Here is an 11,715-nt window from a genome sequence, read left to right as displayed (position 1 = left end):
TTTGCTGAGCGGAAGGATCGCATGGCAAACCCCCGCCCAGGGGGGTGCGTGGAAATTGTGGGCACACTGGCATCGTTGTCACAGACGATTCACAGGGACCGCCGGTTGGATCGGCGGCAGAGATGAGTTCCGCCGTAACGGCGCCGTGCCCCAATGCCCTAGCGCGCCTGGAGCAGCCGCTCCACGTACTTGGCGATCACGTCCACTTCAAGATTCACCTGGGTGCCGACCGGCGCGGAACCCAGCGTGGTGAGCTCCCGGGTGGTAGGGATCAGCGAGACCTCGAACCAGGCGCTGGGTCCGTCGCCTAAGCCGGAAACAGTCAGCGAAATCCCGTCCACGGTGATCGAGCCCTTCTCGACCACGTAGCGCGCCACCGCGGCGGGCATCTCTACCCGCACCACTTCCCAATGCTCCGATGGGGTGCGGGAAACGATCACCCCGGTGCCGTCGACGTGGCCCTGCACGATGTGCCCGCCCAGGCGGCTGTTGAGCGCCGCGGCGCGCTCCAGATTCACCCGGCTGCCGGGCCTGAGGTCACCCAGGTTGGATCGGTCCAGCGTCTCGGCCATCACATCGGCGCTGAACTGACCGTCCGCCAGGATGTCCACTACCGTCAGGCATACGCCGTTGACGGCGATCGAGTCCCCATGGCCGGCGTCGGAAGTGACCGTCGGACCCCGGATGATCAGCCGTGCGGCGTCGGCCAGCGCATCCCGGCCGGTGACCTCTCCGAGTTCCTCGACAATTCCGGTGAACATCGCACCAGGTTAATGAGTACTTGCGTGTCGATGCACCCGCCGGGTCACCAAGGCCGGTCATGGGCACCCTCTACGATGCAGGGTATGCAAAAAACCCGCCGACTTTTGGCTGTCCTCGCTGCGTTGAGCGTCGCGATCACGCTCATCGCAGGGTGCTCGATCAAAAAGAAGGACAGCGGCGGCCCACTTCCGGACGCAAAAGCCACCCAGACGTTGGTGACCCAGGCGACCGAAGCCACCAAGAACGTCAAGAGCGCACACATCGTGCTGACGGTGACCGGCAAGATCCCGGGCTTCTCCGTCAAGACCCTGACCGGCGACCTCAACACCGAACCCACTGCCGCCAAAGGCAACGTCAAGCTGACGTTCGCCGGCTCGGACATCGATGCGGACTTCGTGGTGGTCGACGGCATCCTGTACGCCACGCTCACCCCGAACAAGTGGAGCGATTTCGGCAAGGCGTCGGACGTTTACGACCCTTCGCAGATCCTGAGCACGGACAAAGGCCTGGCGAACGTGCTGGCCAACTTCACCGACGCCAAGGCTGAAGGACGCGACAACATCAACGGCCAGAGCACCATCCGGATCAGCGGAAAGGTCAGCGCCCAGGCGGTGAACGCAATCGCGCCACCGTTCAGCGCGTCCGACCCGGTGCCCGCGACTATTTGGATTCAGGAAAGCGGTGATCACCAGCTTGCGCAGGCCAAATTGGAGCGCGGCACCGGCAACTCGGTGCAGATGACCCTGTCCAACTGGGGCCAGCAGGTCCAGGTCACCAAGCCCGCGCTGAGCTGATGGCCATGCAGGAAGGACGCCGAATCGCAATCAGTGCGGGCAGCCTCGCGGTGCTGCTCGGTGCTCTCGACACCTACGTCGTGGTCACGATCATGCGCGACATCATGAGCAGTGTCGGCATCCCGGTGAACCAGCTGCAGCGGATCACCTGGATCGTGACCATGTACCTGCTGGGCTATATCGCCGCGATGCCGCTGCTGGGCCGGGCATCCGACCGCTTCGGTCGCAAGTTTGTGTTACAGGCGAGTCTGCTCATGTTCATCATCGGCTCGGTGGTGACCGCGCTGTCGGTGCAGATCGGTAACTGGACCATCGAAGCCGGTGACTACATTCTGCTGTCGCCGGATCCGAACAGGGCCTTCCATGTGCTGATAGCCGGCCGCACCATTCAGGGCATCGCCAGCGGCGCTCTGCTGCCGGTCACGCTGGCGTTGGGTGCCGATCTGTGGTCGCAGCGCAACCGCGCCGGCGTCCTGGGCGGCATCGGTGCCGCGCAAGAATTGGGCAGCGTGCTGGGTCCGTTGTACGGCATCTTCATCGTGTGGTTGTTCCACGACTGGCGACACGTGTTCTGGATCAATGTCCCGCTCACCCTGATCGCCATGGTGATGATCCACTTCAGCCTGCCGTCACACGATCGCAGTGCCGCACCGGAGAAGATCGACATCACCGGCGGACTGCTGCTGGCACTCGCGTTGGGTCTGGCGGTCATCGGGTTGTATAACCCCAACCCCGACGGCAAGCAGGTACTGCCGAGTTATGGGTTGCCCCTGGTGATCGCGGCGGTGGTTGCGGCGGCGGCGTTCTTCACCTGGGAGCGTTTCGCGCGCACCCGGCTCATCGAACCGGCGGGTGTGCATTTTCGTCCGTTCCTCTCGGCTCTGGGCACCTCGGTGTGCGCCGGCGCCGCGCTGATGGTGACGCTGGTGAATGTCGAGTTGTTCGGTCAGGGTGTGCTGCAGATGGACCAGAACCGTGCAGCCGGCCTGCTGTTGTGGTTCTTGATCGCCCTGCCCGTCGGTGCGGTGCTAGGTGGGTGGATCGCCACGCGCGCCGGCGACCGGGTAGTGGCTTTCGTCGGGATGCTGATCGCAGGCGGCGGGTACTGGCTGATTTCGTACTGGCGCGGCGACCTGCTCGAGCGCAGGCATGACATCTTCGGTTTGTTCACGCTGCCCGCGGTGCACACGGATCTGCTGATCGCGGGGATAGGGCTCGGTCTGGTGATCGGCCCGTTGTCCTCGGCGGCGCTGCGGGTGGTGCCCGCGGCCCAGCACGGCATCGCCTCGGCCGCGGTGGTGGTCGCCCGCATGACCGGCATGTTGATCGGAGTGGCGGCGCTGAGCGCATGGGGGCTCTATCGGTTCAACCAGATCCTGGCGGGCCTCACCGCGTCCATCCCGCCCGATGCCAGCACGCTGGAACGCGTCACCATTCAGGGACACCAGTACTTGCAGGCATTCGCCCTGATGTACGGCGACATCTTCAAGGTCACCGTGGTGATCTGCGTGGTGGGCGCGCTGCTCGGATTGTTGATCGGTGGCCGCAACGAGCACGCCGATGAGCAGGCAGTCGCGGAGCGGCCGGCCACCGAACCCCTGCCCGTTCCGCAACCTGTCAGCGAGCCACCAGGCTGAGCAAAAGGTCCGGTCCGACCTGCTCGACGGCATCGAATTGCCAGCGCAACGCGTGCGCGATGCTCGACACCCCGACGTCGTCGACGGCTGTCACCGGTCCTCCCAGCAGGATCGGTGCGACGTAGGCCAGGATGCGGTTGATCGCCCCGGCCCGCAGGAAAGCGCCCGCCAGGGTGGGGCCGCCTTCCAACAACACGTCGGTGCGGTCGGCCAGCGCCCGCAGCACCTCGACGGGTTCATGAGTGCGAATCACCATGGTGCGCGAATCGTCGTTGAGCACTTTGGCCTCCGGCGGAATATCGCGTTTGCCCACCACCACGCGCAGCGGCTGCTGCGCGGCGAGCGAACCGTCCGGCAGACGTGCCGTCAGCACCGGATCGTCGGCGAGGACGGTGCCGGTGCCGACCACGATCGCGTCCGCGATGGCGCGACGACGATGCAGGTCGGCGCGAGCGGCTTCGCTGGAGATCCACTGACTGGATCCGTCGGCGGCGGCGCTGCGTCCGTCGATGCTGGTCGCGTACTTCCAGGTCACATGCGGAAAGCCGGTGCGCTGCTTGTGCAGCCACTCCCGCAACGGACCGGCAGCCACCTGGTCGGCCATGATGCCCGACCGCACCTGCAATCCCGCGGCCGTGAGCCGGCCGGCGCCGCCGCCGGCGATCCCGTTGGGGTCGTTGATCGCAAAGATCACCGTCCCCACCCTGGCCTCGATGAGTGCGTTCACGCACGGCGGTGTTTTTCCGTAGTGATTGCACGGCTCCATCGTGATCACCGCGATACCGCCCGCGGCCAGGCCGCCGGCCCGGCGCAACGCGATGACCTCGGCATGGTCGCCGCCCGCTGGCTGCGTGGCGCCCACCCCGACCACCCGGCCCTCCTGGTCCACGATCACAGCGCCGACCGGCGGGTTCGGATAGGTGGTGCCCTTTACCTGATAGGAATGCTCGATCGCGAGACGCATGGCCTCCTCGATACTCTTGACCTGTTCAGGGACGTTCGGGCCGGTCACGCGTTACGCACCCGGTGGTGTGACGCCGCAGCCGCCTGCCGGCGCAGCGCTTCGACCGCGGCGGCCGGATCCTGCGCGCCGTAGACCGAGGATCCGGCGACGAAGCAATCGACACCGGCCTCGGCGGCCTGCTCGATGGTCTCCTCGTTGATGCCGCCGTCGATCTCGACCAGGATGGTCAACTCCCCCGCATCGATCAGCTTACGGACCGTACGCACCTTACTCAGCACCTCCGGGATGAAGCTCTGACCACCGAAGCCGGGTTCGACGGACATGATCAGCAGGGTGTCGAACTGCGGCAGGATTTCCAGGTACGGCTCCAGCTGGGTACCGGGCTTGACGCTGATTCCGGCCCGGGCCCCGGCGGCGCGGATATCGCGGGCCACGCCGACCGGGTTATCGGTGGCCTCGGCGTGGAAGGTGACGTTGTAAGCGCCGGCCTCGGCGTACGGCGGCGCCCAGCGGTCGGGATCCTCGATCATCAGATGGCAGTCCATCGGGATGCTGGTAGCTGCCAGCAAACTCTCCACCACCGGCAGACCGATCGTCAGATTCGGCACGAAGTGCCCGTCCATCACGTCGACGTGCAGCCAGTCGGCGCCGTGCACGGCGGCCGCTTCGTCCGCGAGACGGGCGAAGTCGGCCGCCAGGATCGACGGCGCTATCAGCGGACCCCCCGTACCAGGCATGTGCGACAGACTACTAATCCTCCGGCAGACGGCGCAGGGCAGCCGCGAACATCGCGTCGGTGCCGTGCCGGTGCGGCCACAGCTGCACGTAGGGCCCGTCACCTAAGCCCTCGTGCACCGGCTGGAACAGCGGCCGGGTGTCCAGCGCCTCAACCGGATGGCGGCGTAGCGCGTCGGCGACCACCCCCATCGTTTCGGCGAGGTGCGGCGAACAGGTCGCGTACAGCACCACTCCGCCGGGCCGGGTCAGCGAGATCGCTGCCGCCAGCAGTTCGCGCTGCAGCCGGGCCAGCGCGGGCACGTCGGACGGCTGCCGCCGCCAGCGCGCCTCGGGCCGGCGGCGCAGCGCGCCCAGCCCGGTGCAGGGCACATCCACCAGAACGCGGTCGAAACCCGGTTCCAGCCCGGTCGCCCGACCGTCCGCCCGCAGCACCTCGACGGGCAACCCGCGGGTGTTCTCCTCAACCAGGCCCGCCCGGTGCTGCGACACTTCCACCGCGGTCACCCGCGCACCCGATGGTGCGCCGAGGGCGCCCAGCAGCGCGGTCTTGCCACCGGGGCCGGCGCAGAGGTCCAGCCAACGCCCCGTGTCGCCGTCGACCGGAGCCAGCGTCAGCGCCCGGGCCACCAACTGGCTGCCCTCGTCCTGCACCAGCGCACGCCCCTCGCGTACCGCATCCAGTCGTCCGGGGTCGCCGCCAGGCAGGTACACCGCGTACGGCGAGTGCCGCCCGAGCGTGCCGTGTACCGCCTCGGCGAGCACGGCGGCCGTCAGCACACCTGGCCGGGCCGCCAGATGCACCTGGGGCCGTTCGTCGTCGCTGGCCAGCACCGCGTCCAGCTCGCCGGCCGATGCTCCCAGTGCGTCGGCGAAGGCCTGGGCGATCCAGCGCGGGTGGGCGTGCACGAACGCCGCGTACCCGACCGGATCATTGCGCGGCGCCAACTCCTCTACCCAGGATTGCTCGTCGCGACCAGCAATGGTGCGCAACACACCGTTGACGAATCCTGCTCGCGCCGAGTCGAATTCGATTCCGGCCTGGTCGACCGTGGTGGATACCGCGGCGTGCGCATCCACCCGGGTGCGCAGCAACTGATAGGCGCCCAGCCGAAGCAGATCAAGCAGCACCGGGTCGATCGTGTCCGGCGCGCGGCCCGCGGCGGCACCGATGACGGTGTCCAGCAGTCCGCGGCTGCGACATGTTCCATAGGTCAACTCGGTGGCGAACGCCGCATCGCGCCCGGTGATGCCGCGTTCGTGCAGCAGCGCCGGCAGTACCAGGTTCGCGTAAGCGTCGCGCTGGCTGACCGCCCGCAGCGCGTCGAAAGCGGCACGCCGTGCCGGGTCCAGAGGCTTGCGGCGCGGCCGGTTCTGCGGCTTGCGGGATGTGCGGTCGGGACGTTTGCGGTAGGGACGGTCCTGGGTCACGAAGCCAGCGTCCCAGGATCGAGCCGGGCGCCGCGCGCCCAGTCGGCGGCGTTCATCGGCTTCTTGCCTGGGGGCTGTATCTGGCCGAGGCGCACTGGTTGTGAAGCCGTGCCGACCCACACGCTCTTGCGGTCGGCATAGATCACACCAGGCGCCAAGGACTGCGACGCACCCGAATCAGGTTGCACGGGGCCGACTTTGACACGCGTGTCACCGATGAGGGTCCAGGCACCCGGGTTGGGTGTGACGGCGCGGATCCGGCGCTCGACCACTTGCGCCGGCAGGTCCCAGCGCACGCGGGCCTGCTCGACGGTGACCTTGGGGGCCAGGCTGACCCCGTCGGTCGGTTGCGGGCGCGGGGTCAGCACCTGATCGGCGATGCCGTCCAACGTGCTCGACAGCAGTTCCGCGCCCGACTCGGCAAGGCGCTGCAGCAGGTCACCGGCGGTGTCGGTGGGCCGGATGGTTTCGGTGACTGTGCCGTACACCGGCCCCGAGTCCAGGCTCCGCTCGATCTGGAACGTGGTAGCACCGGTGATGGCGTCCCCGGCGGCGATGGCGGCCTGTACGGGTGCGGCGCCCCGCCAGGCCGGCAGGAGGGAGAAGTGCAGGTTGACCCAACCGTGCTCGGGCACCGCCAGCAGGCCGTCGCCGAGCAGCGCGCCATAAGCCACCACGGCACAACACTCGGGCGCCAGTTCGGCCAACTCGGTCACAAACTCCGGCGAGTTGGGCCGCGCCGGCCGCAGCACCGGAATGCCGCGGTCGAGCGCCTCGCGGGCCACGGCCGAGGGTACGGGCTTGCCACGCCGGCCCGAGGCCGCATCGGGTCGGGTCAGCACGGCGACGACGTCATGCCGTGGCGATTCGATGAGCCGGCGCAGAGCGGGCAATGCGGGCTCGGGGGTGCCGGCGAAGACGAGGCGCACCGGCACAGTCTATGAACCCGCCGGCGGCGAGGCGCCCAACGGCCGGACTACAGATTCACAGCCACTTTCAATGTTGCCTATGCATACTGTGTCCGTAAGCGTAATCAGCTCCGACTTCCCCTCCTCGAAGGAGTTCATCAATGACCACCTCTGCCCCCGTTCGCGCAGATCAGACCCTCGCAGCCACCCATGCGGCCATGTGGGCACTGGGCGATTACGCCCTGATGGCCGAAGAGGTGATGGCACCCCTCGGTCCCCTGCTTGTCGAGGCCGCAGGTATCGGACCCGGCGTTCGGGTGCTCGACGTCGCCGCTGGTTCCGGCAACATCACCCTGCCAGCGGCCCGGACCGGAGCTGACATCGTATCGACCGACCTGACCCCGGAGCTGTTGCAGCGCTCCAAGGAACGCGCGTCGACCGAGCGCCTGAACATTCGCTACCAGGAAGCCAACGCGCAAGCACTGCCGTTCCACGACGACGTTTTCGACGTGGTGATCTCAGCTATCGGGGTGATGTTCGCTCCGGATCACCAGTGCGCCGCCAACGAACTCGTCCGGGTGTGCCGGCCGGGCGGGACGATCGGCCTGATCAGCTGGACGCACGAAGGTTTCTTCGGCCGGATGCTGGCAACCATCCGACCCTACCGGCCCAGCCTTTCGTCGGCCCTGCCGCCGTCAGCGCTGTGGGGGCGCGAGGCCTACATCACCGGGCTGCTCGGGGATCGCGTCACTGACGTCGACACGGGGCGCGGATTGCTGGAGGTGACCCGGTTCGATACCCCCAAAGCCGTTCACGAGTACTTCAAGAATCACTACGGTCCGACGATCGAGGCCTACGAGAACATCGGCGACAATCAGGTTCTGGCCGCAGAACTCGACACTCAGCTCATCGAACTTGCCGAGGAGTACCTGGCAGACGGCGTAATGAACTGGGAGTACCTGCTGCTCACCGCGAAAAAGCGCTGACTCGCACGGCGGCGGCCCGGCGCTTACAGCTCGCTGAAATCGACGTGAGCGTCGGGTTCGCCGCCCGCGGCCGTGAACGCGGTGAGCGCACGAACCAGCCCGTGGCGTTCTGCCGTCGGCATCCGTTCGACGATGCGGGCGATTTCGCGACGCCGGTTCGCGGTGACCTTCGAGACCACCTCTCGGCCGCGCTTGGTGAGCGAAGCCAGCAACTCGCGCCGCGAAGTCGGGTGCGGCAGACGGTCGATCAAACCAGCACTGACGAGCCGGTCGACCATACGACCGGTAGCCGAGGGCTGGACGCCCAACAGGGTCGCCAGCGTCGCCAAGTTCACCGGACCTCGATTGGACAAGATGACCAACGTGCGAAATTGTGGGATGGTAATCGTGTCATCCACTGCCGCAATGGAATTGGCTGAAATTCCGACCAACAGCCGCGACGCGGTCAGCAACGAATCGGTAATCATGTCCAGCGACTCTTCCGTCGCGTTCTCTGTTGCCATCGAAGCCCCCTTCCCCGGTGCCTAGTAAGAGCAAGGAAAGTGTAACAGCGCTCCACATTCGAAGTCATGCATAGTTGCGTCTACAAATAGTTGCTGGCGGACCATTTTGCAAAATGACCCGCCAGCCGAATCCGCAGGAGATCCGATGACCAGGCATGTCTGCGATGCCCCGGCACTGACACACCGGGACATGTGGCAACTCGGTGACTACGCCACCTACGCCGACGAAGTGCTGGCACCGCTGGGCGAGATCTTGGTGTCCGCCACCGGGCTTCGTCCCGGAGACCGGGTGCTGGACGTGGCCGCCGGCACCGGCAACCTGGCCATTCCGGCGGCCGCGCGTGGCGCTCATGTGACGGCCACCGACCTGAGCCCCGAACTGCTCCGGCACGCCCAGGCGCGCGCCGCCGAGCAGGGGCTCCAGCTCGAGTGGCGGGAGGCCAACGCCGAAGCACTACCCTTCCGGGCCGAGGAATTCGACGCGGTGGTCTCCACGATCGGGGCCATGTTCGCACCCCGCCAGCAACGCACCGCCGACGAATTGGCCCGGGTCTGCCGTCGCGGCGGCAAGGTCAGCGTGCTCAATTGGACGCCCGACGGGTTCTACGGCCGGCTGTTGTCGGCCGTCCGCCCGTTGCGGCCCACCCTGCCGCCCCGAGCGCCCCACGAGGTCTGGTGGGGATGCGCGGAATACCTCTGTCTCCTGTTCGGTGACCACGTCACCGACATCCGCACCCAGGCCGGTGCCCTGCGAGTCGAGCGGTTCGGCACCCCCGACGAATGCCGCGACTACTTCAAGGCGCACTACGGCCCGGTGATCAATGCCTACCGGGCTGTCGCCGGCGACCGGGCACGCGTCATGGCGCTGGACGCGGAATTGGCCGAACTGTGCGCCGAGTACCTCGACGACGGCGTAATGCTCTGGGAATACCTCATTTTCACCGCGCGCAAGCGCTGAGGGCGTCAGCCGATATGCAGCGGATCGATCTGGACTCGAACCGGCTGGTGGTGCTGCCGGGCGCTGAGCACCCCGACCGCGCCGCGCAACGCGCCCGCCAACCTCAAGCCGTCTTCGCGAGGGACCCGCACCAGCATCCTGGTCACCACGGCGTCGGCGGGTGTGCCTGCCGGGCGACGAGCGCCCGAGGGCAGATCCACCGGGCCGAGCAGTTCCGCCTGGTCGGGTAATCGCGTCTCATCCAGCAGGGCGGCGACCGACTCGGCGGTGCCGTCCAGGGCGGCGATATGCACGGCCGGTGGCAAACCAACTTCGGCGCGCGCCGCCAGCTCGGCATCGGCATGACCGACCGGATCCCACCGGATCAGCGACTGCACCGTCGGAAGCGACGATTCGGCGACCACGGTGACCACCCCGCCCTCGCCGCGCGGCCGCACCAGCGCTGCGGCGCTCATCCAGCGCCACAACGCATCCTCGGCCGCCCGCAGGTCCTGCCGGCCCAGCAGCGCCCACGTATCCAGCAACAACGCGGCGCCGTAGCCGCCGACGGCATACGGTTCGGCACCGGGGGTGGCGACAACCAGCGCCGGTCGCGCCGGCACCTCCGCGACGACGGCGTCACCCGCGGAGGTGACCACCGGCGTGCCCGGAAATGCCCGGCCGAGTTCTTCGGCGGTGCGCCGGGCACCGACGACGACTGCTCGTACGGCCTCGGACCCGCAGCGACCGCAGCGCAGCGCCGGGTCTACCCGACCGCACCACCGACATATCGCACCGCCGCCCCGGTCGTGCAGCGACAACGGACCGGTGCACTGCCGGCACCGGGCGACCGTCCGGCAGCGTCCGCACGCCAGGGACGGCACATACCCCCGCCGCGGCACCTGGACCAGCACCGGCGTCGCGGCCTCCAGCGCGGTCCGCGCGGCCCGCAGCGCCATCGAGGGCAGGCGCGCGGTGCGCGCCGCCGGGTCGCGTTCCTGCGCATATCCGCTGTCCTCGAGGGCAACAACCCGAGGCGTGCGGACACGCACCACCGGTCGGGAAGCGACGACGTCATGGGCCCACCCGCTGCGCACCAGTGCCTGGGCTTCGGCGGTGCGGGCGTACCCGCCGATGAGCGCGGCGCAGCGCGCCTGGTGCGCCCGCAGCATCGCGACCTCGCGGGCGTGCGGGTAGGGCGCCCGCGGTTCGGCGAGACTGTCGTCGGCGTCGGACCACACCATGACCAGGCCGAGGTCGGTCACCGGCGCGAACACCGTGCTTCGTGTCCCGATGACGACGCGCGCGCTGCCCCGCAACGCGGCCAGCCATCGGCGATATCGTGCGGCCGGCCCAAGTCCGGCCGACAGCGCCACCACACTGGCTTCGTCGACATGCTTGACGGCCGCCCGCCACAGGGTGTCCAGGTCACGCTGGTCGGGCACGATCGCCAGCGCCGAATGACCAGCCGCAACGGTCTGGGCGGCCGCCTCGGCGAACCGATCCGCCCACTGCTCCCCCGGCAGCGCCTGCCATACCGCGCGGGCGGCGCGCGATTGCGCCAGCGCGTCCAGAAACTGACCGCCGCGGCCGTAGATTTCCCATCCCGACGGATCCACCGGCGCGATGAGCGGCAGGGCCGGGACTGCGAAGGCCTCTTTCTCCACCCGGGCGTGCCGGGCCGGCACCGCCAGGCGCAGCACGTCCGCCCGGGTACCGGCATAGCGCGCCGCGACCGCTTCCACCAGCCGCCGGATCTCAACGGTCAGCACGGGCTCCGCGGACACGACGCGGTCCAGCCAGCCCAGCTTCCCCTGGTGGTCGGTGTCGTTGCGTCGCTCCAGCACGAATGCGTCGACCAGCCGACCGTGAAAGCGCACCCGGACGCGCACGCCGGGCTGAGCATCGTCGGACTGTTCAGGTGGCACCAGATAGTCAAAGTCGCGGTCCAGGTGCGGCACGGACAGCATCGGCAGCACCCGGGCGATCGGCTCCACCTCGGCCGTCCGAGTCGTGGTGGCTCCGGCCCAACCCGCAGATGCGTCGCCGGCCGGACTC

Annotated in this window: 11 protein-coding genes; 4 read left to right on the top strand and 7 right to left on the bottom strand. The window is 68.2% G+C overall.

Going from position 1 to position 11,715, the window contains the following annotated elements; all coding sequences use genetic code 11:
* Positions 1-158: 158 nt before the first annotated feature.
* Positions 159-761, bottom strand: coding sequence for a riboflavin synthase (locus tag ACX9NE_RS12335; protein WP_459363462.1), 603 nt, complete (start codon positions 759-761; stop codon positions 159-161).
* 75 nt (positions 762-836) lie between these two features.
* On the opposite strand from ACX9NE_RS12335, the gene ACX9NE_RS12330 reads away from it, so the two are divergent.
* Positions 837-1,556, top strand: a complete 720-nt coding sequence (locus ACX9NE_RS12330) for an LppX_LprAFG lipoprotein (RefSeq protein WP_459363461.1) — start codon at positions 837-839, stop codon at positions 1,554-1,556.
* A gap of 5 nt (positions 1,557-1,561) precedes the next feature.
* Positions 1,562-3,193, top strand: coding sequence for an MFS transporter (locus ACX9NE_RS12325; RefSeq protein WP_459363516.1), 1,632 nt, complete (start codon positions 1,562-1,564; stop codon positions 3,191-3,193).
* Here ACX9NE_RS12325 and ribD read toward each other — a convergent pair.
* The 4 genes from ribD to fmt are packed head-to-tail and all read right to left on the bottom strand — an operon-like array spanning position 3,174 to position 7,252.
* The gene (gene ribD, locus ACX9NE_RS12320) at positions 3,174-4,205 is read right to left on the bottom strand and encodes a bifunctional diaminohydroxyphosphoribosylaminopyrimidine deaminase/5-amino-6-(5-phosphoribosylamino)uracil reductase RibD (RefSeq protein ID WP_459363460.1); all 1,032 of its coding nucleotides are present in this window, start codon (positions 4,203-4,205) and stop codon (positions 3,174-3,176) included. The genes ACX9NE_RS12325 and ribD overlap by 20 nt on opposite strands.
* The gene (gene rpe / locus ACX9NE_RS12315; protein ID WP_459363515.1) at positions 4,202-4,903 is read right to left on the bottom strand and encodes a ribulose-phosphate 3-epimerase; all 702 of its coding nucleotides are present in this window, start codon (positions 4,901-4,903) and stop codon (positions 4,202-4,204) included. The genes ribD and rpe overlap by 4 nt, the downstream gene beginning before the upstream one ends.
* Positions 4,904-4,907: 4 nt before the next feature.
* Positions 4,908-6,323 carry an RsmB/NOP family class I SAM-dependent RNA methyltransferase gene (locus ACX9NE_RS12310; RefSeq protein WP_459363459.1) on the bottom strand — a complete coding sequence of 472 codons (1,416 nt, stop codon included), beginning with the start codon at positions 6,321-6,323 and terminating at the stop codon, positions 4,908-4,910.
* Positions 6,320-7,252 carry a methionyl-tRNA formyltransferase gene (gene fmt / locus ACX9NE_RS12305; protein ID WP_459363458.1) on the bottom strand — a complete coding sequence of 311 codons (933 nt, stop codon included), beginning with the start codon at positions 7,250-7,252 and terminating at the stop codon, positions 6,320-6,322. The genes ACX9NE_RS12310 and fmt overlap by 4 nt, the downstream gene beginning before the upstream one ends.
* A gap of 140 nt (positions 7,253-7,392) precedes the next feature.
* On the opposite strand from fmt, the gene ACX9NE_RS12300 reads away from it, so the two are divergent.
* Positions 7,393-8,217, top strand: a complete 825-nt coding sequence (locus ACX9NE_RS12300) for a class I SAM-dependent methyltransferase (RefSeq protein WP_459363457.1) — start codon at positions 7,393-7,395, stop codon at positions 8,215-8,217.
* A gap of 23 nt (positions 8,218-8,240) precedes the next feature.
* Here ACX9NE_RS12300 and ACX9NE_RS12295 read toward each other — a convergent pair whose 3' ends face one another.
* Positions 8,241-8,720 (bottom strand): MarR family transcriptional regulator, encoded by a 480-nt coding sequence (locus tag ACX9NE_RS12295; protein ID WP_459363456.1) that lies wholly within the window; start codon positions 8,718-8,720, stop codon positions 8,241-8,243.
* A 145-nt stretch (positions 8,721-8,865) separates the two neighbouring features.
* On the opposite strand from ACX9NE_RS12295, the gene ACX9NE_RS12290 reads away from it, so the two are divergent.
* Positions 8,866-9,678: a class I SAM-dependent methyltransferase gene (locus tag ACX9NE_RS12290; protein WP_459363455.1), complete on the top strand. Its 813-nt coding sequence runs from the start codon at positions 8,866-8,868 to the stop codon at positions 9,676-9,678.
* 5 nt (positions 9,679-9,683) lie between these two features.
* Here the strand turns inward: ACX9NE_RS12290 and ACX9NE_RS12285 are convergent, their stop codons facing one another.
* The gene (locus tag ACX9NE_RS12285; protein WP_459363514.1) at positions 9,684-11,627 is read right to left on the bottom strand and encodes a primosomal protein N'; all 1,944 of its coding nucleotides are present in this window, start codon (positions 11,625-11,627) and stop codon (positions 9,684-9,686) included.
* Between the last annotated feature and the right edge of the window lie 88 nt (positions 11,628-11,715).

Source organism: Mycobacterium sp. ML4, assembly GCF_054515735.1.
Note: the sequence above shows the minus strand (reverse complement) of the source record. Positions and strands in the feature narration are given on the sequence as shown.

Bases quoted from the DNA above. Each gene is read 5' to 3' on its own strand.
- ACX9NE_RS12330 (WP_459363461.1), top strand. From the start codon at position 837: ATGCAGGGTATGCAAAAAACCCGCCGACTTTTGGCTGTCCTCGCTGCG.
- ACX9NE_RS12290 (WP_459363455.1), top strand. From the start codon at position 8,866: ATGACCAGGCATGTCTGCGATGCCCCGGCACTGACACACCGGGACATG.
- ACX9NE_RS12295 (WP_459363456.1), bottom strand. From the start codon at position 8,720: ATGGCAACAGAGAACGCGACGGAAGAGTCGCTGGACATGATTACCGAT.
- ACX9NE_RS12325 (WP_459363516.1), top strand. From the start codon at position 1,562: ATGCAGGAAGGACGCCGAATCGCAATCAGTGCGGGCAGCCTCGCGGTG.
- ACX9NE_RS12335 (WP_459363462.1), bottom strand. From the start codon at position 761: ATGTTCACCGGAATTGTCGAGGAACTCGGAGAGGTCACCGGCCGGGAT.
- ACX9NE_RS12300 (WP_459363457.1), top strand. From the start codon at position 7,393: ATGACCACCTCTGCCCCCGTTCGCGCAGATCAGACCCTCGCAGCCACC.
- ACX9NE_RS12285 (WP_459363514.1), bottom strand. From the start codon at position 11,627: ATGCTGTCCGTGCCGCACCTGGACCGCGACTTTGACTATCTGGTGCCA.